Raw genomic sequence first — 22277 nt, 5'->3', positions numbered from 1 at the left:
GAGCTAGACGCGGGTGGGCGTGTCGTCGTCTCCATCGGCCAGCGGCTCCTCGGGCCTCGGCGCGCTGCTCGCCTCGAGATCCGCGGCCTTGCGCCGGAAGAGGATGAACGAGACGAAGACCACGGCCACACCGGCGAGCCCCATGAGCACCCAGGCCCACGGCGGGATGCCGGAGCCGGCGGCCGTCGACTGGGACGCCTCATCCGACGTTCCCGCGTCGCTGTTCGTGATCGCGGCCCCCTCGGTGTTCTCGGCGGCACCGAAACCAGCGGAGGCGGACGCTGACGGTGCGACGTCCTCAGCCGGCGCCACGCCAACCGACACCGTGAACGGGATCGTGCCGGAGATCGGGTGGCCGTCAGAGGAGACGACCTGCCAGTTCAGGGCATAGTCCCCCGCAGCGAGCTGCGGGAGCGCCTGCGTCACGACCGAGCCGTCGGCCGTGGCCGCCGACTCCAGCTCGACGGCCGTCTGCTCCACGGCGGTCACCGCGAACAGCTCGACCTGCGGGCCGAGCGTGCCTTCCGACTGCACCTCAGCGGAGAACGTCATGGTCGCGCTCTCCGGAGCCACGTCGACCGACTCGTCGGCAGCCGGGCTCGACTCGATCAGCTGGTCGTGCGCGGAAGCGAACTGCGAGCCGAGACCGAGCGCGAGGGCCAGGAACGCCAGCATGGCGGCCAGCATGAGGCGGGAGGCGACGCGGAGCGCGTGTGCGGAGGAGGAAGAGGTCACCCGCCCATCGTAGGCCAGGGGACGCTCGCCGACCGAGGCGCTCGAGCCGTCAGGACTTGCCGAGGAACTCGCGCTCCTCAAAGCTGTGCCGGCCGATGGCCGCCTTGAGGTCGGGCCACCTCTTGAGGCTCCAGTCGTCGTCGATGAGCAGCGACGCCTCGTCCCTGGCGGAGCGGATCAGCTCGGTGTCCTCGATGACGCGCAGCAGCTTGAGAGACGTCCGTCCACCCGACTGCGCCGTGCCGAGCACGTCGCCCTCGCGTCGCAGCTCGAGGTCGCGCTCGGCGAGCTCGAACCCGTCGAGCGTCTCGGCGACCGCGTTGATCCGCTCCCGAGCGGTGGACTCCTCCTCGGTGTTCGAGACGAGCAGGCACAGTCCGGCGTGCTCTCCTCGTCCGACGCGGCCCCGCAGCTGGTGGAGCTGGGAGACCCCGAACCGGTCGGCATCCATGACGATCATGACCGAGGCGTTCGGCACGTTTACGCCGACCTCGATGACGGTCGTCGCGACCAGCACATCGATCTTGCCCTCGGCGAAGGCCCGCATGGCGGCATCCTTCTCGTCGCTCGGCATCGCCCCGTGCACGGCGGCGACGCGCTTGCCCGCGAAGAGGGGATGCACGGCGAGCGTCGGCGCGAGCTCCATGACGGCGGTCACGGGTTGGGCCGGTTCCTCGCCATCGACCGGCTCCGCGGGTTCGGCTGGCTCGATGGCGGGGCACACGACAAACGCCTGCCGCCCCCGGTCGACTTCCTCCGCGACGCGCTGCCAGGCACGCTCCAGCCAGTGCGGATGCTCGCGGGTGGCGACGACGAACGTCTCGATCTTCTGCCGCCCCTGTGGCATGGTCACGATGCTCGAGATATCGAGGTCGCCGAAGACGGTCATTGCGACCGTGCGCGGAATGGGAGTGGCTGTCAGGACCAGCAGGTGCGGAGGCTGGGCGCCCTTCGCGCGCAGCGACTCGCGCTGCTCCACCCCGAAGCGGTGCTGCTCGTCGACGATGACGAGGCCGAGGTCGTCGAACATCACGTCGTCGCTCAGAAGCGCGTGGGTGCCCACCACGATCTTCGCCTCGCCGGCGACGACGCGCAGCGCGGCGCGCTTGCGCTCCGTCTTCGTCATGCTGCCGGTGATGAGGGTCGGCATGAGCTTCGCGGAGAGCTCCGGACCGAGGGAGTCGATGATCGAGCGGTGGTGCTGGGAGGCGAGGACCTCGGTCGGCGCGAGCATGGCCGACTGCCCGCCCGCGTCGGCGACCTGCAGCATCGCGCGCAGGGCCACGAGGGTCTTGCCCGAGCCGACCTCACCCTGGACGAGACGGTGCATGGGCACGCCGCGGGCGAGGTCCTTGGCGATCTGCCGGCCGACCGTCTTCTGGTCGGGCGTGAGCTCGAACGGCACGAGTCGGTCGAAGGCCTCGAGCATCGGCCCGACCGCGTCGGTCCTCGCTCTCGCCGCGACGAGCTCGGAGATCGCCCGGCGCTGGAGGAGCGCCGCCTGGAGCACGTACGCCTCGGTGAAGCGCAGCGATTCCCGCGCCCGCTCGAGCAGCTTGAACGTCTCGGGCTGATGGATGGCGCGCATCGCCTCGTCGTAGCTGTACATCCCGAACATGGCGCGCGTCTCCACCGGCACGGGGTCGCGGAGGAACGGCACGGCGTCGAGGACCGCCTGGACGGCCGCCGCGACCTTCCAGGTCGGCAGGCTGGCGGTGGCCGGGTAGATCGGGATGGGCTCCTTGAGCCACTGGTCGCGTCGTTCCGAGAGGGCCTCGAGTGGCGCGTTCTCGAAGAGCTCGTACTCGGGGTGGGCGAGCTGGATGGCTCCCCGGTACGCGGATGCCTTGCCAGAGAAGATGCCGGTCACTCCCGGCTGCAGCTGCTTGGCACGCCAGCTCTGGTTGAAGAACGTCAGTGAGACGATGCCCTTCTCGTCGGTGATCTCCACTTCGACGATCGAGCCTCGTCGTGCGCGCATCTGCCGCTCGTTGACACGCAGCACCCGAGCGACGAGCGTGACGTGCTCGCCGAGCGGCAGCGACTCGATGGCGGTCATCTCGCCTCGACGCGCGTAGCGGCGGGGGTAGTGCTCGAGCATGCCCGCGACGGTGGTCACGTCGAGCTGCTTCGCGAGCTGCTGCGCGTCGCGCTTGCCGAGGACGTCCTCGAGCGGGGTATCGAGACCGATGTCGTCCATCAGCGCCTTCCTGACAGGGATGCTGGCGCGAGCACCGCCCGGCGTCGCGCTGCGGACGAGGCGGATGCGCGAAGCGCGGACCGGACCAGGAGGACGTCGTTCCAGATGCCTTCCCGCTCGTGCTGGCTCAGCGCGTGCGACGCGCCCGGGTCTGAGAACGCGGCGTGCTCGTGCTCGATCCGGAGGCGCTCGAGAGCGCTCCGCGCGTCAGCGACCCGTCGAGCGGTGGCGGCGGGGACCGCGGCGCTGGCGCCGTCGCCCGTCGCTCGCTCGGGGGCTTCGAAGCCGGCGGCGATGGCCACGACGACGGCTGCCGGCGTGAGGCCGGTGCCGAGCGGCACCCCGTAGTCGACGGCGCTCTCGGACACCTCCTGCCAGGCGGCGTTGCCTGGACTCGGATGCTGAGGCGGCGAGCCTGCCAGTACCGCCACGCGACGCGCGCGACGCCTGGCGCCCCGCAGGAGGGCGGGGATGAGGAGGAGCGCGACCAGGGCGAGCACGCCGCCGACGACGGCGAGGGTGACGAAGAGGGCCGTGAGGTCGACGGCTCCGCTCTCGCCATCCTGCTCGCCTGCCCCTTCGGCGCCCTGCGTCGGCGTCGGGGTCGGGGACTCGGTCTCAGGCACGGTCGGCGCGGCGGTGCTCTCGGTCTCGACGGGCGACGGCGAGGCCGACGGTGCGACCTCTGGCGTCATCGTCGGCGCCGTCGTCTCACCGGGGCCGGGGGCGACGAGGTTGCCGAGCGCGCCGGCCGGCGTCGTCTCGAACATGACCCAGCCGTGGCCGGGCAGGTAGAGCTCGGCCCACGCGTGGAGCTGGTTGCTCGTCACGGTGTAGACGGGCTGGCCCTCCGCGTTCAGCTCGCCGGCAGAGCCGGGCGTGAAGCCGACCCCGATCCGGGACGGGATGCCGATCATGCGCGCCATGACGGCCATCGACGATGCGTAGTGCACGCAGTAGCCGGCGCGCGCTTCCAGGAATTGGGCGATGACGTCGAGGCTCGTGCCGTCGTACCCCTGCTGGACAGGCGCCGTCTCCGAGTAGGCGAACCCGTCGGCGAAGAACGACTGGAGCTGCAGGGCCTGTGTTCCGGCGGGCGCGTCCTCGTCGACGATCTCGCCGACCACGTCGCGGATGCGGTCGGCGCTCGGTCCCTCCGGCACCTGTGTGAGGGCCTCGAGACCCGCCGGCACCTCGGCGTCGAGCTGCGCGATCGCCTCGAAGCTGGGGGTCGGCACCACGGTCTGGATCTCGTAGTTCTGCGCGAGCGCCTCGTCGCCGGCGCTGCGGACGTCGCCCGTCTGCTCGTCGAGGAGGAAATCTCCCTGCAGGTCGATGATGTTGGCCGCGAACCCCGGGCGCGGGAGGAAGGAGCTGACGCCGTCGTTGAGCACGATGCGCGTGGTGAACTCGCTCGACTCAGCCCCGGCCGAGACGCCGTCGGGCAGCGGCAGGTCGCCGCCGTCGACGCTCAGGTTGCCGTCGAAGTCGCCGGGCATCCAGTCGTCCTCGCCGCTGAGGTCGCTGAGGGTCTGGAGTGTGAGGTACGGGAGCGAGCCCTGGTCGGTGGTCGTCGCGTAGCGCAGCACCTCGACCGGGTTGTTGCGCCGCAGGTCCTCGCCCAGGTCGATGATGGGGTTCGCGCGGTTGGTGGAGAGGCCGGAGGTCGACGTCTGCCGGATGGCATCGATGCCGGTCGGCGCCGGAACGACCGTGGAGGCGACGAGCACGGCGACAAGCGACACGGCGGTGACCGCGAGGGCCCCGCCGAGGCCGGCCACGCCTCGACTGTCCACGAGGAACCCCTGATAGGAGAGCTCCTCGTCGTGCACGCGCTGGTGCCAGCTCGAGACGGCGTAGAGGAACACCGCGAGCGCCAGCGCCGCGAAGACGTACGACCAGCCGTTGAAGGCGTCGATGCCGAGCGCCATCGGGATGAGCGGGAAGGCGAGCAGGGGCAGCGTCGCGAGCGAGCGGCCCCTGATGCCGAACACGAAGAAGTCGCAGAGCACGACGATCACGGCGACGCCGATGAGCACGAGCATGGTCATCGCCTCGGTCTCGCGAAGCGGCGCGGCGTCCGAGCGGAGCTGCTCGACGAGCTGCTCGGCGAGCACTCCCCACCCTTCGACCGTGGCGCGCGGCGATCCCCGCCCGGTGAATCCGACGAGGACAACCGCGCCGCCCACCATCGAGGCGACGAGCGCCCACAGCTGCGAGCCCGTGAAGGTGCGCACGAGGGCGGCGACCCCGAGCATGATCGTGACGAGCACGATCGCCTTCGCCGACCACGTGTTCGTGTCCAAGATCGGCCAGAGGAGGTTCGTCGCACTGAAGATCAGGACCGCGAGGGAGACGGTGACGACCCAGGAGCCGTTGGCTCCCGGAGTCCCCTTCCAGCCCTGCCGACGACGCATCTGCGCGGTCGTGGTCGCTTGCGAGCTCATGCGGTGGCCTCCAGTTCGAGCAGCGGCGTGAAGGGCTTGGCTCTGGCGGGCGAGTAGACGGCGACGTTCCAGCCCGCATCGGTGAACGACGTCAGGGTGGCGCGCGGCACCGGCTTCGCGGAGACGATGAGCGCGAGGGCCGGGGCGGCCACCGCCGACAGCGAGCGGATCGCGGTCAGCCCGTCGCCGGCCAGGTTCCGGTGCACGTACACGACCGGCGTGCGCGCGACACGCGAGATGTCGTCGACGACCTCGGCGCAGGCCTCCCGCCGCTCCCCCGCCGCCGAGTCGGGTTGCGTCAGCATGAGCCTGCGCATGACCGACTCGAGCGCTTCCTCGGAGGGGGTGCGGGTGCTCTCCGTGTCGCCGTCGAGGCCCGCGTGCGTCTCGAACAGCTCGGTCTCGTAGCCGAAGCGGTGGAAGCGAGCGAGCACCGAGGCGGCGAGCGAGACGGCGAGCTCGAACTCCGCGTCGATGGCCGTCGCCGGTGCCGACTGCTCGTTCATGAGGTCGACGAGGGTCAGCGGCACCTTCGGCTCCTCGACTGCGGCCGTCCCGCTCGTGTCGAGGATGACCACGGAGGTGTCTTCCGCGTGGTGCTCCTCCTGTCGCACGCGCAGCTCGCCCGCGTGCGCCGTCGCACGCCAGTGGATGCGCCTGAGCGGGTCGCCGCGACGGTAGTCGCGGGTGAGGACATCGTCGGAGTCCCCGGATTGCGCGACTCCGGCCTCGACTTCGCCCCCGCTCTTGCCGCTCGGCACGGACATGGCGGGTAGCTCAGCCACCCGGGGCCACACCTCGACCTCGGTGGCCTCGCCGATCTTGAGGACTCGCCTCGTCAGACCGAGCCCGTCGGCGTTGTCGAAGAAGAGCGGGCCGACCTCGTGGACGCCGCGGCGCATCGAGTCGACGCCATAGGCGACGCGGCGTCGACGCTTGTCCTCGTTGCGGTGGAGTCGAGAGCCGATCGCGGGCAGCACCCCGCCGATGCTGGACGGCTCCGCACCGGGCAGGAGATCGAGGTAGGAGCTGGGCTCGAGCGCGATGAGCGAACGGTTGCGCACCTCGGTGACGACCCGCATCCGGTCGCCGACGGCAAGGGTGGTCGGGTAGATCGTGCGCACCGCCTCGAGCCGAGGTCGCCAGATGAGGCGCAGCACGAAGGCGACGAGCGGCAGGGCGATGAGGAACCCGCCGAGCGCGAGCAGCTCACCCCGGCCGAACACCACGGCGGCTGCGGCCAGCAGCACGCCGACCACCACCAGGCCGATGGCTCGGCTGGTGGGTCGCAGCCGCCTCTCGATGCGCCTCGTCGCCACGCGCTACGCGGTCGCCGCGCTCGTTGGGACGGAGATCTGCTGGCAGATCTGGTCGATGATGCGGGCGGCAGACGCCGACGCCGCCGTTCCCCGGGAGCCGCGGGCGCTGAGCACGAGCCGGTGCGCGAAGACCGGGCCGACGAGCTTCGACACGTCGTCCGGCACCACGAAGTCGCGACCGGCGACCGCGGCGGCCGCCCTCGAGGCACGCACGAGGTGCAGGGTCGCGCGCGGGCTCACGCCGACACGGACATCGGCGTGCTCGCGGGTGGCACGGGCGAGATCGACGATGTACTGCTTGATGGCCGGCGCGACGTAGATGCGCGAGGTCTGCTCGATCATGCTGGAGACGTCGCTCGCGCTGAGCGAGGCGCGGACGCTCGACAGGGGGTCGCTCGAGTCGCGCCGGTCGACCATCGCGAGCTCGTCGTCGCGCTCGGGATACCCCATCGACATGCGCGCCATGAAGCGGTCGCGCTGCGCCTCCGGCAGCGCGTACGTGCCCTCCATCTCGGAGGGGTTCTGCGTCGCGAAGACGGTGAAGGGCACTGGCAGTCGGTGCGTGACGCCATCGACCGTGACCTGCCCCTCCTCCATGCACTCCAGCAGCGCCGACTGCGTCTTCGGGGAGGCGCGGTTGATCTCATCGCCGATGACGACGTTCGCGAACACCGGGCCCTGCTGGAACTCGAAGCGCCGCTCGACCTGGTCGTAGATCGCGACGCCCGTGACATCCGAGGGCAGGAGGTCCGGGGTGAACTGGATGCGGCTGACGCTCGAGTCCATGGCCGCCGCCAGCGTCTTGGCGAGGACCGTCTTGCCGACCCCGGGGACGTCCTCCACCAGGAGGTGACCGCCGGCGAGGAGCACGACGACCGCGAGGTGCACCTGCTCGTCTTTGCCTGAGATGACCGACGCGACGCTCTCGCGGATCTGCCGCGCGCCGTCCTGCAGTGCGATCGCCGTGCTCGATGCGCGCTCGCGCCCAGCTGGCTCTGCGGGCAGAGCCCTCGCCGCCGCGGTTTCCGCGCCGTTGCCGTATTCCATGGCCACCTCCGAATTCAAGTGCCCATCATTCCACGCACCCCCGACAAGTTCGGCCAGCTTCTCCACTCGGTGGATGGGGCGACGCAGTCGCGGCTACGATCGCAGCGTGACACGCATCATCGCCGGAGCCGCCAAGGGCCACTCGCTCGCCGTCCCGAAGAGCGGCACACGTCCGACGAGCGACCGAGTCCGCGAGGCCATGTTCTCCTCGCTCGAATCGCTGCTCGACCTCGGCGGCATCGCCGTGCTCGACCTCTACGCGGGCTCCGGTGCGCTCGCGTTCGAGGCGCTCAGCCGGGGCGCATCCAGCGCCGTGCTCGTCGAGCAGTCCAAGTCGGCCGCCAACGTGCTGCGCGCCAACGCCGAGCTGCTGGCGCGCGTGACCCGGGAGCAAGGTCGCCGGGCCGTCGCCTCCCGCGTCGCACAGAACTCCGTCGACAGCTTCCTGCGGACAGCTCCAGGTCAGCCCTTCGAGCTCGTCTTCGTCGACCCGCCATACGAGCTCGGCGAAGCGGAGCTGACCGGGGCGCTCGAGGCCCTGGTGCCGCACCTGGCACCGGAGGCGGTTGTCGTCGTCGAGCGGGGTTCGCGCTCCCCGGCCCCCACGGTGCCAGAGTCCTTCGAGCTGCTGCGCCAGAAGCCGTACGGCGAGACCATCGTCTTCAGCTACGAGGTGAGCCCCGTCGACGAGCCGGAGGCCGAGAAGTCCCAGGCGTAGGGGTCCCACCCGCGAGCGGCCCGGCCAGCGCCGTCGACGAGCACGGGAGGAACCGGCCGGTCGTCGTTCGGATGCACGCGTCCGATCACCCGGAACCCCTCCGGCAGCGTCGTCCCAGCCGGGAAGGTGGCGAGCAGGCCGTGATCCTCCCCGCCGACCACCACGAGATCCACAGCTCGTGCGTGCAGCTCGGCAGCCCCGACCCCGGGCAGGGCGGCTCGCAGCGCCGCCTCGACCGCGGCGATGTCGACGGCGAGGGAGGACGTCTCGACCTCGACCCTGACGCCGCTGGCCCTCGCCAGGCGCGAGGCGTCGAGAAGCAGGCCATCGGACACATCCATCATGGCCGTCGCCCCGGCAGCTCGCGCCGCGAGGCCGAGGGAGGCGTCGATCGTCGGCGCGAGGTGCCAGTCGACGACTGAGCGCACGGCGTCGCCACGCGACCGCAGGGCCTGGATGCCCTCGGCGAGCGCCTCCCCGCGCGCATCCCTCGCGAGGGAGTAGAGCAGCGAGAGGCCCGCGCCGCTGCGCCCCGCCGGGCCGCTGAGCGCCAGCACGTCGCCCGCCTTGGCACCCGATCGCCGCACCGGTTCGCCCCCGCGCAGGTCGCCGAAGGCGGTGATCGCGATCGTCAGCTGCTCGCTCGTCGACAGGTCGCCGCCGACCACGCCGCACCCAGGGGCCATGTCGGCGAGGGCGTCCGCGAAGCCATCCGCGAGCTCCTCGACCCAGGAGACCGGCGTCGACGAGGGCAGCGCGAGCGCGACCGTGATCGCCGTCGGTGCAGCGCCCATGGCGGCGACATCCGCGAGGTTGGATGCGCACGCCTTGCGCGCGACGTCGCGAGCCGTCGACCAGGCCGAGCGGAAGTCGGGACCCTCGATCATGAGATCCGTCGTGATGACGACCCGCCCATCGCCCGCGGTCAGCACCGCGGCATCATCGCCGGCCCCGAGCAGCGCGTCATCGGCGGCCGGGACCCGCGCGAGGATGCGCTGGAGCAGATCTGCCTCGCCGCACGCGCCGACCGTGAGCACGTCAGCGGGGGTTCGGCGGATGGCGTCGTCGGGAAGAGCAGGCACCCGCTCACGATAGCCTGGGAGCAAATGTCTCGAACCTCCCGCTCCGCCTCGCGCATCGGCTCCGCCGTGATCGCGACCGCCGCATCCGTCGTCCTGCTCACCGCCTGCAACAGCGCGAGCGTTCCCATGGAACCGGCTCCCGACGCGGCCGCTCCGGAGTGCGCCGAGGTCTCGGTCCGCCTGCCCTCGACGGTCGACGGGCTCGAGCTGCGCCTCACCAACGCGCAGGCGACGGGAGCGTGGGGCACCCCGGCCGGCGTGCTGCTGCGCTGCGGGGTGCCGACACCGGGGCCGACCTCCGAGCAGTGCGTCAGCCTGAGCGGTATCGACTGGATCGTCGACGACAGCCAGGCGCCCACCTACCGGTTCACGAGCTACGGCCGCACACCCGCCGTCGAGGTCGTCGTCGATTCCGACGTCGCATCGGGCACCACCGTGCTCGTCGACCTCGACGATGCCGTCTCGAGGCTGCCGAAGACCGGTGCCTGCGTCGGCGCCGACGACGTCCTCGGCTAGCGCCACGTCCAGCTCTGCCGCAGGGCGGGCCTCCTAGCGCGGGAGGCGCGCCTCCCGCGCTGCGGCGTGCGCGCTCGCGACCTCGATGAGCTCGGTGATGAGCTGCGGGTAGCTCATGCCGCTCGCCTGCCAGCACTTCGGGAACATCGAGATGGGCGTGAATCCCGGCATCGTGTTGATCTCGTTGACGACGAACCCGTCGTCCGTCAGGAAGAAGTCGACGCGGGCCAGGCCGGAGGCGCCGAGCGCCTCGAAGGCACGCACGCCGAGCTCCGCCATCTCCGCGAGCAGCTCGTCGCTCAGCTCGGCGGGGCACCGCAGCTCCACCCCGGAATCATCGAGGTACTTCGCCTCGAAGTCGTAGAACTCCGCCTTCGTCATGACGATCTCGCCGGCGACCGAGGCGCGAGCCCGCTCCCCCGGCCGCGACTCGAGCACGGCGATCTCGACCTCGCGGCCCACGACCGCTGCCTCGACGAGCACGTGGTCGTCCTCCGCGAGGGCCGTCGTCATGGCGGCTGCGAACTCGTCGAGCGCGGCGACCTTGCTGACGCCGACGCTCGAGCCAGCGCGGGCGGGCTTGACGAACACCGGCAGCCCGAGCCGGTCGATGGTCTCCGAGGCCAGCGACGCACCCCGCGTGTCCCACTGGTGCTGAGAGATGGTGACGCCGTCGGCGACCTGCAGGCCCGCGTCACGGAGCACGATCTTCGTGTAGTGCTTGTCCATGCCCACGCTCGCGGCGAGCACCGACGAGCCGACGAACGGCAGGCCGACGAGCTCGAGCATGCCCTGCACGGTGCCGTCCTCGCCGAAGGGGCCGTGGAGGATCGGGAACACCAGGTCGACCTCGCCGAGCGACGTGCGCTCGGTTCGCTCGGCTCCCGCCTCGGCGCCGTGCGCGTCGCCCTCGACGCGCGAGACCGTCACCTCGCGGTGCTTGGCCGAATCTGGCAGGTGGATGCGCGTGCCGTTGTCGACGACCTCCGGCAGGTTCTCGGGGTCGAGCGCGAACTTGTCGGCGTCGTCGTCCTCGAGCACCCAGGCGCCGTCACGCGTGATGCCGACGGGCAGCACGCGGTACTTGTCACGGTCGATGGCTCCGAGGACACCGCTCGCCGTCGCGCACGAGATGGCGTGCTCGCTCGAACGTCCGCCGAAGACGACGGCGATGAGCGGCCGCGCATCCCCAGCGGCGGTTGAGCTGGCGGAGGCGTTCAGCTGAGCTGTCGACATGAGGTTTCCTTCCACGAGCGACTCTTCGCTCACCGCACAAGGGTACGGGGTCGCCCACGCCGCACCGGGCGCTACTCGCCGCTCGGGCCCTCGTCGGTCGCGAGGTGGGGGGCGAGGTCGGCGGGGCTCATCCGGCCGTGGAGCACGTCGTCGATCTGCGTCGCGATGGGCATCTCCACGCCGTGGCGCTCGGCCAGCTCGAGGATCGCGCCAACGGAGCGAAGCCCCTCGGCCGTCTGCTGCATCTGGGCGACGACGTCGTCGTAGACGTAGCCCTGCCCGAGGAGGCGACCGGCCGTGAAGTTGCGGGAGAGGGGCGACTCGCAGGTCGCGATGAGATCCCCCAGGCCCGCCAACCCGATCATGGTGGACGCCTGCGCCCCCATCGCGACGGCGAAGTCGGAGATCTCGGCGAGCCCGCGCGTCATCACGGACGCCTTCGTGTTCTCGCCGTAGCCGACGCCGTCGACGATGCCGACGGCGATGGCGATGAGGTTCTTGAGGACCCCGCCGAACTCGGTGCCGACGACGTCCACGTTGACGAACGACCGGAGGTAGTCGTTGCGCGCGAGCTTCGCGACGCTGACGGCGGTGGCCTCGCTCGCGGATGCCACGACGATCGCCGTTGGCTGCTCCTTCGCGATCTCGAGCGCGATGTTGGGGCCGCTCGCGACAGCCACCCGCTCGGCCGGGATCTGCAGGACGCCCTCGAGCACCTCGCTCATGCGAAGCCCACTGGCCCGCTCGACGCCCTTCATGAGGCTCACGACGACCGCGTCGCCCTCGATGATGGGGGCCAGCTGGGCGGAGAGCTCACGGGCGGTCTGCGCCGGCACCGACACGAAGACGAACTGCTGCCCGCGGACCGCCTCGACCAGGTCGGGTGTGGCGTGCAGGTTCCTCGGCAGGTCGATGCCGGGGAGGTAGCCCGTGTTCCGGTGCGACTCGTTGATCTCGTTCGCGACCTCGGGGCGGCGCGCCCAGATGGTCACGTCGTGGCCCGCATCCGCGAGCACCTTCGCGAACGTCGTGCCCCAGCTGCCGCTGCCGAGGACGACGGCGCGCTGCGCCGAGCTCACGCTCCGCCCGCCTCTCGGGACGAGCCGCCCCGGTCCTGGGGGAACTTGCCGTGCTCGCTCTGGCCGTGCTTCGCGGGGTCGTACAGCTCAGCCGGAGCCTCTTCACCTCTGATGCCCTCGAGGAGACGGGTGACGTCGTGCATGACGAGCTCCGTGGCGCCCTTCATGGCGCTCGCGCTGTGCATCCGCCCGGTGAACTCCGTGAGGCTCACCGGTTCGCCGACGTGCACCGTGATCTTCGTCCGCCATCCGAGCGTCGGCTTCTTCGAGTACCGCGGCAGGATGTTCTGCGCACCCCAGATCGCGGTCGGGTAGACGGGGATGTCGGCGCTCAGCGCGACCCTCGCCGCGCCGTTCTTGCCGCGCATCGGCCACAGGTTCGGCTCGCGGGTGAGCGTGCCCTCCGGGTAGATGATGACACCCTGCCCGAGCCTCGCGAGCTGCTGGGCGGACGCGATCGCGGCCTGGTTGGCGCCGCGCGCGTCGCGCGAGACGGGGATCTGCCCGCTCTTGCGGAGGATCCAGCCGAGTCCCTTGACGCGGAAGAGCCGGTCGGCGGCCATGAAGCGCGGCGCGCGGCCGAGCTTCCACACGGCCATCCCCATGATGAGCGGATCGACCTCGCTGGTGTGGTTCGGGGCGACGATGAACGCGCCCCGCTCCGGCAGCGTGCCCTTGATCTCCCAGCGCATGATCGGCCAGCTCAGCGGAAAGGCGATCGCCGCGAGGAACCAGAAGATCGAGGGCTTGGTCTTCTCGGGCGATCCGCGCTTCCCGGCGGACACTCCTACGCCTCAACCGTGAAGTCGGCTCCGAGGGTCTCGAGCTTCGCGATGAAGTTCTCGTAGCCGCGCGCGATGATGCCGACGTTCGAGACCCGCGAGGTGCCCTCTGCCGCGAGCGCCGCGATGAGGTGGCTGAAGCCGCCGCGGAGGTCGGGGACCTCGATGTCGGCGGCCTTGAGCTTCGTCGGGCCGGAGATGACGGCCGAGTGCTGGAAGTTGCGCTGGCCGAAGCGGCACTCCTGGCTGCCGAGGCACTCGCGGTGCAGCTGGATGTCGCTGCCCATCTCGACGAGCGCGTCGACGAAGCCGAAGCGCTGCTCGTACACCGTCTCGTGCACGATCGAGACGCCGTGCGCCTGCGTGAGGGCCACGACGAGCGGCTGCTGCCAGTCGGTCATGAAGCCGGGGTGCACGTCGGTCTCGATGACGACGGGGCGCAGCTCGCCTCCCGGGTGGTAGAAGCGGATGCCGTCGTCGTGGATCTCGAACGCTCCGCCTGCCTTGCGGAACACGTTGAGGAACGTGAGCATCTCGGGCTGCTTGGCGCCGCCGACGAAGATGTCGCCGTGCGTGACGAGTGCCGCGGAGGCCCAGCTGGCTGCCTCGTTGCGGTCGAAGAGCGCCTTGTGGCTGTAGCCGCCGAGACGCTCGACACCCTCGATGCGGATGACGCGGTCGGCATCCACCGAGATGATGGCGCCCATCTTCTGCAGGATGTTGATGAGGTCCATGATCTCGGGCTCGATGGCCGCGTTGCGCAGCTCCGTGCGGCCGTCCGCGCGCACGGCGGTGAGCAGGACCTGCTCGGTGGCGCCCACCGAGGGGTACGGGAGCGTGACCTTGGCACCGTGGAGGCCTTCGGGGGCGCTCATGCGGATGCCGCTCGGGAGCTTCTCGATGACGGCGCCGAAGTTGCGGAGCACCTCGAGGTGGAAGTCGATGGGCCGGTCGCCGATGCGGCAGCCGCCGAGGTCGGGGATGAAGGCCTCGCCGAGGCGGTGCAGCAGCGGGCCGCAGAAGAGGATCGGGATGCGGCTGGAGCCGGCGTGCGCGTTGATCTCGGCCATGTGGGCCGTCTCGACGTTCGTCGGGTCGAGGCGAAGGTCGCCGGAGACCTCGTTGCGGTCGATCTTCACGCCGTGCAGCGTGAGGAGACCGGCGACGACGCGCACGTCGGAGATGTCCGGCACGTCGCGGAGGACGCTGACCTCCTCGCCGAGCAGCGCCGCGACCATGGCCTTGGTGACGAGGTTCTTCGCGCCACGCACCTCGATGCGACCCGAGAGCGGGCGTCCGCCGTTGAAGACGATGGTGTCGCCGGTCAGACCGACTGATGCGCCGGCGCGAGCCGAGTCGTTGGTGATCGTGTTCACTGAGTTGCACTCCCTGCGGTGGTGGACCTGCGGATCGGAAGAGTCCGCGGACGCCACGCCTCTCGGCGTGACTCAAAGGTGGAGATCGCGTGTTCGTCACGCAACGTCAACGAGATGTCGTCGAGCCCTTCGAGCAGACGCCATCTCGTGTAGTCGTCGATCTCGAACGTCGCCGTCATGTCTCCGACAGTAACGGTGTTCGTGGTGAGATCAACGACCGCAGTCGCACCCGGGGCCGCCTCGGCGGCGTCCCAGAGCTGTTCTACGAGGTGCTCGGCGAGCGTGGCGACAAGCAGTCCTTGCTTGCCGGCGTTGCCGAGGAAGATGTCGCCGAAGCGGGACCCGATGACGGCGCGGAAGCCGTAGTCCTTGAGCGCCCACACGGCGTGTTCCCGGGAGGAGCCGGTGCCGAAGTCCGGTCCGACGAGCAGGATGCGCGGGTCGTCCTGGTACTCGGGCCGGTTCAGCACGAAGTCCGGGTCCTGCCGCCAGCCGTTGAACAGCGCGTCCTCGTAGCCCGTCTTCGTGACGCGCTTGAGGTAGACGGCGGGCAGGATCTGGTCGGTGTCGACGTTGGAGCGGCGCAGCGGCACGGCGGCTCCCTCGATGCGGGTGATCTTCTCCATCAGACGGCCACCTCCTGCGGCGTTCGGGTATCGGTGCTCGCGGCGGGCGCAGCGGGCGCAGCGGGCTCGTCGAGATCAGACGGACTGGAGAGCGTACCCCGAACCGCGGTCGCAGCGGCGACGAGGGGCGATACGAGGTGCGTGCGTCCGCCCTTGCCCTGTCTGCCTTCGAAGTTGCGGTTCGAGGTGGATGCGCAGCGCTGCCCGGGTTCGAGCTGGTCCGGGTTCATGCCGAGGCACATCGAGCAGCCGGCGAAGCGCCATTCTGCGCCGAATTCGGTGATGATCTTGTCGAGGCCCTCGGCCTCCGCCTCGAGGCGCACGCGTGCAGAGCCTGGCACGACCATGACGCGGACGCCCTCGGCCTTCTGGCGGCCGCGGATGACGGAGGTGAAGGCGCGGAGGTCCTCGATGCGACTGTTGGTGCAGGAGCCCATGAAGACGACGTCCACGGGGATGCTCTTCATGGGTCGTCCGGCTTCGAGCGCCATGTACTCGAGCGCGCGCTCGGCGGCCTGGCGGTCGTTGGGGTCTGCGAAGTCGGACGGTTCCGGGACGACTCCGCTGAGGGAGATGCCCTGACCCGGGTTGGTTCCCCACGTGACGAACGGCTCGAGGGTGTCGGCGTCGATGAAGACCTCGGCGTCGAAGCTCGCGTCGTCGTCGGTCCTGAGGGTGCGCCAGTAGTCGACGGCCGCGTCCCAGTCGCCGCCGACCGGGGCGTGGTCGCGGCCTTCCAGGTAGGCGAAGGTCTTGTCGTCCGGGGCCACCATGCCGGCGCGAGCGCCCGCCTCGATGGACATGTTGCAGACGGTCATGCGGCCCTCCATGGAGAGCGCCTCGATGGCCGAGCCGCGGTACTCGAGCACGTAGCCGGCTCCGCCGCCCGTGCCGATCTTGGCGATGACGGCGAGGATGATGTCTTTCGCCGTGACGCCCTCCTTGAGCGTGCCCTCGACGTTGATGGCCATCGTCTTGAACGGCTTGATGGCGAGCGTCTGCGTGGCCAGCACATGCTCGACCTCGCTCGTGCCGATGCCGAACGCGATGGCTCCGAAGGCGCCGTGCGTCGACGTGTGGGAGTCGCCGCAGACGACCGTGATGCCCGGCTGCGTCAGCCCGAGCTGCGGCCCGACGACGTGCACGATGCCCTGCTCGGCGTCGCCCAGGGGGTGGAGCCGGATGCCGAACTCCTTGGCGTTGCGGCGCAGCGTCTCGATCTGGGTGCGGCTCGTCGTGTCCGCGATGCGGTTGAGGATGTCGACCGTCGGCGTGTTGTGGTCTTCCGTCGCGATGGTGAGGTCGGGGCGCCGCACCGGGCGGCCCGCGACTCGGAGACCGTCGAAGGCCTGCGGGCTGGTGACCTCGTGCATGATGTGCAGGTCGATGTAGATGAGGTCGGGCGAGCCGTCTTCGCCCTTGGCGACGAGGTGGTCTTCCCACACCTTCTGGGCCAGGGTCCTCGGCTGCGACTGTGCCTCGTGCGTGCTGTCTTCCGTCTTCATGTTGCTTGCGTCTCCTCGCATCTGCTCAGGCGCCATCGACACCGCGACGGGATGCACCTGCGAAGTTAGGCCCCGTCGCGGCAGCAAAGGAGAAGCAGACCGGCAGACATGCGGACCATGCTAACACTGCGCCTTTCTGCGGGTTCTGGGCCATGAGCTGCATCCGTTCGGGCATGCGGCTCCTGACTGGGCGAAGGCGGGGCGGCGTCTAGCTCCGGCGTATCGAGAGTCGGTACTCGCCCAGCTGCACGACGTCGCCTGAGCGGAGTTCCGCTGGGACTCCAGGCTCAACCGCGAGCGCGCCGTGCGCATTCCCGCCGGGGAAGAGGGCGACGCCGTTCGTGGAGTTCAGGTCGTCGACGTAGAGGCGCTCGCCGTCGGCCCAGAAGCGCGCGTGCGTCTTCGACATGGTCTGCGTGATGTCGGGGACCGCGGAGACGGAGGCGTCGGGGAATCGGTCCTGGGAGGGGTTTCGACCGATGACGACGGGCCCGTAGATGGGGACGCTGACGCCGTCGGCAAGGACGACCACCCACTCGGGCAGAGGCTGCTCGGCGCTCGCGCCAGGGGCGTCGTGGCCCGGCTGCTCGAGCCTCGCCTCGGACGCGTGCGCCGCGCCGGTGGGCCCCGCCGGCGATTCGAGCAGGAGAGCAGGCTGCGGGGTGCCGCCGAACGGAGCCGCGCTTGGCGCCGCGGCCGGCGCCTCGAGCTGGTCGCTCGTCGACGGCGCTGCTGGCACATCCGCTGCTGGCGTTTGGTCGAGAAGCGAGGGCTGCTGCGGGGAGAGCCTCGGCCGTGGCGCTGGCATCGGGGGAAGCGGGTACTCGTCGTCGAGCTCAGCGCGCAGCCAGTCGTCGGCTGGGGCTTCCTGCGCCCCGCCGTTCGCTGCCGACGGCGGCGACCATTCGGGCCGACCCGACGTGTTCGCTGCCTCAGGCACGATCGCGCCCTGCCCGATCAGCCCGGGCGGCACCCCGATGAACCCAGAATGTTCCACGGGGCCATGATACGGGGCGCGAGGCGCGGCGGAACGTGAATCGTCCACGCAGACGGCGCCAGAAGCCGACGGAGCCCCTCGCCTCGGCGACGGCGGCGTCCGCGTCCGCCCACAGCGAGGCCAGGTCCTCGTCGCTCACGGGGTCGTCGCCGAACACGGCCCGGTCGCTTCGGTCGGCGAGCGGGATGAGCGAGGGATGCACGGCGCCAGCGGTCTGCGTCCGGGTCGCCCGGCGCGGAATCGGGTAGCCGAGCTCGGCGAAGCGGTCGATGCCGTCGCTCCACGCCCCGGCCGCACGCTGGTCGGGGCTGCCCTCCCGGAGACGCCTGCTCCGCCGCCTGCGCTTGAGGAGCGCGACGGCGAGCAGTGGGACGAGGAACAGCGCGAGAGGCACGGCGAGGGAGATCCCGAGCGTGAGCGCCCAGGCCGGCCACGTCTCCTCGTCGTCGGGTTCCTCCTCCTGTCGTCGCTCGTCGGCGCTTGTGAGGAGCTCGTCTGGCTTCTCCTGCGTCTGCGGGGGCTGACGAACCTGCGCCTTCGGCTTGGACTGCGGGTCGGTGGTCGTGTTGACGGGCACGTCGGTCTGCTCCGGCGTCGGGTCGAACGCGACCCAGCCGAAGCCCTCGAACGGCACCTCGACCCAGGCCGTGACATCGGACCCGCGCACCTCGGTGGTGCCGTCTGCCGAGATCTGCTCCGGCGCGTAGCCCATGACCACCCGGGCGGGGAATCCGAGCTGGCGGGCCATGATCGCCATCGCGGACGCGTACTGCTCCTGGTCGCCGACGAGGTAGCGGAGCTCGAAGAGCTCCTGCATGCGGTCGAGCCCGTGTCCGGCGCGCGATGGCGCGGAATCGCTCGCCGTGCCGTGGCTGAAGAAGCCCTCGGCGATGAGCGCGTTCTCGATGGCCTTGAGCTGCAGGTACGGGGAGGTCTCGCCGGCGACGTAGCTCTGCATCCGCTCGACGAGGGCGGCGGGCACCGACGGCATCGCGGGATAGTCGAGGTCGAGGACTGCCGCGTTGTCGAGCTGCCCCTCGATGGGGAGGTCCTGGACGAGCGCGGAGATCTGGTAGCTGTCGCCCTCGCGGAGCCCGGAGGTGATGAGCCCTCCCCCGGTTCTGGCGTTGTAGCGGAAGTCGCCGCTGCGGTCGGGCAGGCTGCCGCCTGCGAGGTTCACGTCGCTCGGGATGCCGACGCTCGGCAGCCAGATGTCGGAGTAGTCGCGGATCGTGACCTCGATCGATCGCTCGGAGGATGACGTCAGCGGGGGGTCGCTCGGGACGACTCGACCGGAGAGGTTGTAGCTGCCGGTCGAGGCGAGCGTCGCGGCGGGGTCGGCGATCTGCCAGGACTTGCCCGAGTAGCTCTCGAGCGTGGCGAGGCGCACCCGGTCTCCCCCTTCGAGACCGCTCACGTCGAACAGCGTCGAGTCAGGTCTGAGCTTCGAGTACTCGCGGAATCCGGCGAGCGGGCTCGTGTGCGAGAGCGGGTCGAACGGCGGCGTGACCTGCTCGCGCGCCACAATGCGCTGCTCCGCGACGGTCGCGGAGGCGACGTAGCCGCCCGCGGTCGTGATGACGGCGGCGACGAGGACGATCACGGCGGTGCCGAGCGCACGGGAGCGCGCGAGGGCTCGCCTCGCCTCGGTCGACGCGATGTTGCCGAGGCCGCGGCGCCAGCTGAGCCAGACGAGCGCGACGACGGCGAAGGCACCGCCGCGCAGCACGCCGGCGACGCTGTCCTCGGTGCCGACGAAGATGGCACTCGCGAAGACGGCCAGGGGGCCGAGGAGCGCGAGGCTCGGTGGCCAGATCGCCCCAGGCCGCTTCGGGGCGACCCACAGCAGCAGGATCATGGCAACGAGGGAGGTGACGGCCGCCGCGAAGTACGGGAGCACCGCGAGGTAGGCGGGGGCGAGGAGCGGGGTGGAGAGCGTCACGGCGTCGCGCCAGGCGAAGACCGGGGCCCGAGCGAGGTCGGCGAGGGTCGAGAAGCTCGGCAGCACTCCCGCGAAGGCCGCCTGCGGCAGCGCGAAGGCGGTGCCGAGCAGGAAGTAGGCGGCGGTGGCGACGAGGAGGGCGTTGAGCCGGGTGAGGTCGAGCCAGCGCGCGAGGACCGCTGATCCGATGCCGACGATCAGGCCGCCCGCGACCGCGAGCAGGAACCAGGCGCCGCCGAAAGCCGGAGCGAAGCCGAGCGAGGCGAGCAGCGTCAGGACCGCGATGACCAGGGCGTCGATGAGGGTCCGCGAGTCCAGGCCGGGGCGGAGGTGTCCGCGTGCCTCCTTGCTGCCTCCTGCCCGGCCAGATCCTGTCCTGCCCGGCCGTGTCCTGCCCGACCCTGTCCTGCCCCGTTCGGCCAGCCGCGGAGCTGTCTCCTCCCCGAGGGCCCCGCCCGACGCGGCCGCCGTCACGTGCGCACCCGCGTCTCGCGGACCAGGCGCGGCAGGTCGTCGAGCTCCGGCACCGTGCAGACGACGGTCTCGCGCAGCCGCGTGCGACTGGCGGGGTGCCCGATGGCGCAGCGGAAGACGACCAGGGTCACGTCCGCCGCGTAGACGGACTGCAGCTGCCCGAGCTGGGCATCCGTCGTGGCGCTTCCGCAGACGAGGAACACGATGCTCGCCTGCGGGAGGCGCCTGACGCTGAGCGCGATGAAGTCGCGGAGGGAGGGTGAGCTCGCCGTCCACGCCTCGAGCCTGCTGCTCCCGTCGAGCATCGACGAGACCGCTCGGGTGGGCAGACGGCCGCTCTGCGTGAGGGCGCTCACGGCGACGCCCGAGCGGATGAGCTCCTGCGTGAGGGACGCGAGCACCTCGACGCCGAGCTCGAACTCGTCTTCCGAGGCGTAGGCGGCGGCCTCGAGGGTCTGCAGCACGTTGGCCTGCGAGCGACGTGTCTCCTGGAACTGCCTGACCATGAGGAGACCCGTGCGTGCGCTGGTTCGCCAGTGGATGTTCCTGCGGTCGTCGCCGGACTCGTAGGGCCGCAGCGCGTGGAACGCGAGGTCGTCGTCGGTGATGCGCTCCCCCGTCACGCCCTCGAGGTCGCGGAGCAGCCCGGCGACCTGGGCGGTGAGGCGAACCGTCCGGGGATGCACGAACAGCTCGAGCACCCCGGTCCACCTGGTCGACCGCTCGAGGAGCCCGAGCGGGTCTCCGCGCAGCGACCTGGCAGGTCCGGCTTCGATGACGGCCCTCCGGCTCGTCGGCACGGCGAAGAGGTCCTCGTGCGTCTCGTCGGGCGCGAGCTGCGGGACGCTGAACTCGGCCGTCGCGTGCCCGACCGGCAGCGCGAGGCGGGTGGGCAGCACGCGGCGATCGCCGAGGTTCGTGACCTGCAGCCGACCGAGGGCTCTGTCGCCGACGCGCACTCGCCTGGGCTCGAGCTCGACCTGCACGCCGAAGCTCTCGCGCCCGATCGTGAAGGGCACCGCGGCGGCGAAGACCCCCACGAGGACTCCCCCGATGCCGATGAGCTCCAGCCAGCCGAAGGCGGTTCCGGCGACGAGGAGCACGACGCCGGCGACGAACACGATCCACCCGAGCGGCGTGACGCACCTGATGGCGTCGCCGATCGTGAGGCGGTCGCGCTCGGCGAACTCGGCCTCAGCCTCGGTGGAGACGTGCCCCTCGGTCATCAGGCGGCTCGGTGCTGGGGAGGTTCGACCTCGATGAGGCAGCGGTCGATGACCTGATCCGGGGTCGTGCCGGAGAACTCCGCCTCGGGGTCGAGGATCAGCCGGTGCGCGAGCACGGGGTGCGCGAGGTCGCGCACGTCGTCGGGCACGACGTAGCGGCGACCGTGCGCGAGCGCCCAGGCCTTGACGGCGCGCGCGAGCGCAAGCGCGCCGCGGACGGAGACGCCGACGAGCACGTCACGGTCGGCGCGCGTGGCGGTGACGATCTCCGAGACATACGCCATGATCGACTCGTCGACGTGCACCTCGGCGGCGAGCTCCTGCATGACGACGACGTTCTCGGCGTGGAGGATGGCGGGCACGCTGTCGGCACGCTGCCGGTTGCCCGCATCCATGAGCAGCCGCACGGTGCTCGCGTGGTCGGGGTAGCCGAGGGACGTCTTCATGAGGAAGCGGTCGAGCTGCGCCTCTGGCAGCTTGTAGGTGCCCGCCTGCTCGACGGGGTTCTGCGTGGCGATGACGAGGAACGGCACGGGAACGGGATGCGGGGTGCCGTCGACCGTGACTCGCCCCTCTTCCATGACCTCGAGGAGGGCCGACTGGGTCTTCGGCGAGGCACGGTTGATCTCGTCGGCGAGCACGATCGAGGCGAAGATCGGGCCGGGGTGGAACTCGAAGGCGCGCGTGCCCTGATCGAAGATCGTGACGCCCGTGACGTCGGAGGGCAGCAGGTCGGGGGTGAACTGCACGCGGCTGTTGCTGCCGTCGATGGTCTTCGCGAGCGCCTTGGCGAGCACCGTCTTGCCGGTGCCAGGCACGTCCTCGAGGAGGAGGTGGCCCTGGCTGAAGAGGGTCGTGAGCGTGAGCTCGACGACGTGTCGCTTGCCGACGACCGCCTGCTCGATGTTGGTCGTCAGGCGCTCGAAGGCGTCCTTGAACCAGGCGGCCTGCTCTTCGGTCACGGTCATGC

General features: G+C 70.8%; 18 protein-coding genes. 2 read left to right on the top strand and 16 right to left on the bottom strand.

The window, feature by feature from the left end:
• Positions 1-3: 3 nt before the first annotated feature.
• The 5 genes from C5E10_RS04970 to C5E10_RS04950 are packed head-to-tail and all read right to left on the bottom strand — an operon-like array spanning position 4 to position 7748.
• Entirely contained in the window at positions 4-735 is a 732-nt protein-coding gene (locus C5E10_RS04970) for a copper resistance CopC family protein (protein WP_104330696.1), read from the bottom strand.
• A 49-nt stretch (positions 736-784) separates the two neighbouring features.
• On the bottom strand, positions 785-2935 hold the full coding sequence (locus C5E10_RS04965; protein WP_104330695.1) for an ATP-dependent DNA helicase RecG: 2151 nt from the start codon (positions 2933-2935) through the stop codon (positions 785-787).
• The gene (locus C5E10_RS04960) at positions 2935-5382 is read right to left on the bottom strand and encodes a DUF3488 and transglutaminase-like domain-containing protein (RefSeq protein WP_104330694.1); all 2448 of its coding nucleotides are present in this window, start codon (positions 5380-5382) and stop codon (positions 2935-2937) included. The genes C5E10_RS04965 and C5E10_RS04960 overlap by 1 nt, the downstream gene beginning before the upstream one ends.
• A complete protein-coding gene (locus C5E10_RS04955; protein ID WP_104330693.1) occupies positions 5379-6701 on the bottom strand; it encodes a DUF58 domain-containing protein in 1323 nt (440 codons plus the stop codon). Before C5E10_RS04955 ends, C5E10_RS04960 begins: the two co-directional genes overlap by 4 nt.
• A 3-nt stretch (positions 6702-6704) precedes the next feature.
• Positions 6705-7748 carry a MoxR family ATPase gene (locus tag C5E10_RS04950; RefSeq protein WP_104330692.1) on the bottom strand — a complete coding sequence of 348 codons (1044 nt, stop codon included), beginning with the start codon at positions 7746-7748 and terminating at the stop codon, positions 6705-6707.
• A gap of 106 nt (positions 7749-7854) precedes the next feature.
• Between C5E10_RS04950 and rsmD the strand changes: the two genes are divergently transcribed.
• Positions 7855-8466, top strand: a complete 612-nt coding sequence (rsmD, locus tag C5E10_RS04945; RefSeq protein ID WP_104330691.1) for a 16S rRNA (guanine(966)-N(2))-methyltransferase RsmD — start codon at positions 7855-7857, stop codon at positions 8464-8466.
• Here the strand turns inward: rsmD and thiL are convergent.
• Entirely contained in the window at positions 8415-9548 is a 1134-nt protein-coding gene (gene thiL, locus C5E10_RS04940; RefSeq protein WP_258071003.1) for a thiamine-phosphate kinase, read from the bottom strand. The two genes, rsmD and thiL, sit on opposite strands and share 52 nt — an antisense overlap.
• Positions 9549-9572: 24 nt before the next feature.
• On the opposite strand from thiL, the gene C5E10_RS04935 reads away from it, so the two are divergent.
• Entirely contained in the window at positions 9573-10064 is a 492-nt protein-coding gene (locus C5E10_RS04935) for a DUF3515 family protein (RefSeq protein WP_104330690.1), read from the top strand.
• Between the two features lie 33 nt (positions 10065-10097).
• Here the strand turns inward: C5E10_RS04935 and C5E10_RS04930 are convergent, their stop codons facing one another.
• From C5E10_RS04930 to C5E10_RS04885, 10 genes are all read right to left on the bottom strand, one after another.
• Positions 10098-11300, bottom strand: coding sequence for a D-alanine--D-alanine ligase family protein (locus C5E10_RS04930; RefSeq protein WP_104330689.1), 1203 nt, complete (start codon positions 11298-11300; stop codon positions 10098-10100).
• Between the two features lie 71 nt (positions 11301-11371).
• Positions 11372-12379: an NAD(P)H-dependent glycerol-3-phosphate dehydrogenase gene (locus C5E10_RS04925; protein WP_104330688.1), complete on the bottom strand. Its 1008-nt coding sequence runs from the start codon at positions 12377-12379 to the stop codon at positions 11372-11374.
• Positions 12376-13164, bottom strand: coding sequence for a 1-acyl-sn-glycerol-3-phosphate acyltransferase (locus C5E10_RS04920; protein WP_258071002.1), 789 nt, complete (start codon positions 13162-13164; stop codon positions 12376-12378). The genes C5E10_RS04925 and C5E10_RS04920 overlap by 4 nt, the downstream gene beginning before the upstream one ends.
• 2 nt (positions 13165-13166) lie before the next feature.
• The gene (gene murA, locus C5E10_RS04915; RefSeq protein ID WP_104240609.1) at positions 13167-14537 is read right to left on the bottom strand and encodes a UDP-N-acetylglucosamine 1-carboxyvinyltransferase; all 1371 of its coding nucleotides are present in this window, start codon (positions 14535-14537) and stop codon (positions 13167-13169) included.
• A complete protein-coding gene (gene leuD / locus C5E10_RS04910; protein WP_104240608.1) occupies positions 14534-15163 on the bottom strand; it encodes a 3-isopropylmalate dehydratase small subunit in 630 nt (209 codons plus the stop codon). Before leuD ends, murA begins: the two co-directional genes overlap by 4 nt.
• Positions 15163-16668, bottom strand: a complete 1506-nt coding sequence (gene leuC, locus C5E10_RS04905; RefSeq protein ID WP_104330687.1) for a 3-isopropylmalate dehydratase large subunit — start codon at positions 16666-16668, stop codon at positions 15163-15165. The genes leuD and leuC overlap by 1 nt, the downstream gene beginning before the upstream one ends.
• A 208-nt stretch (positions 16669-16876) precedes the next feature.
• Positions 16877-17665 (bottom strand): FHA domain-containing protein, encoded by a 789-nt coding sequence (locus C5E10_RS04900; protein WP_146080155.1) that lies wholly within the window; start codon positions 17663-17665, stop codon positions 16877-16879.
• A complete protein-coding gene (locus C5E10_RS04895) occupies positions 17601-20081 on the bottom strand; it encodes a transglutaminase domain-containing protein (protein ID WP_146080154.1) in 2481 nt (826 codons plus the stop codon). The genes C5E10_RS04900 and C5E10_RS04895 overlap by 65 nt, the downstream gene beginning before the upstream one ends.
• Positions 20078-21307 carry a DUF58 domain-containing protein gene (locus C5E10_RS04890; protein WP_104330684.1) on the bottom strand — a complete coding sequence of 410 codons (1230 nt, stop codon included), beginning with the start codon at positions 21305-21307 and terminating at the stop codon, positions 20078-20080. Before C5E10_RS04890 ends, C5E10_RS04895 begins: the two co-directional genes overlap by 4 nt.
• Positions 21307-22275 (bottom strand): MoxR family ATPase, encoded by a 969-nt coding sequence (locus tag C5E10_RS04885; RefSeq protein WP_181057772.1) that lies wholly within the window; start codon positions 22273-22275, stop codon positions 21307-21309. Before C5E10_RS04885 ends, C5E10_RS04890 begins: the two co-directional genes overlap by 1 nt.
• Positions 22276-22277 lie beyond the last annotated feature (2 nt).

Origin of the sequence: Pseudoclavibacter sp. RFBG4 (assembly GCF_002931515.1) — a bacterium.
In the GTDB taxonomy this organism is placed as follows: Bacteria; Actinomycetota; Actinomycetes; order Actinomycetales; family Microbacteriaceae; genus Pseudoclavibacter.
This window is presented reverse-complemented; position numbering and strand designations above follow the sequence as displayed.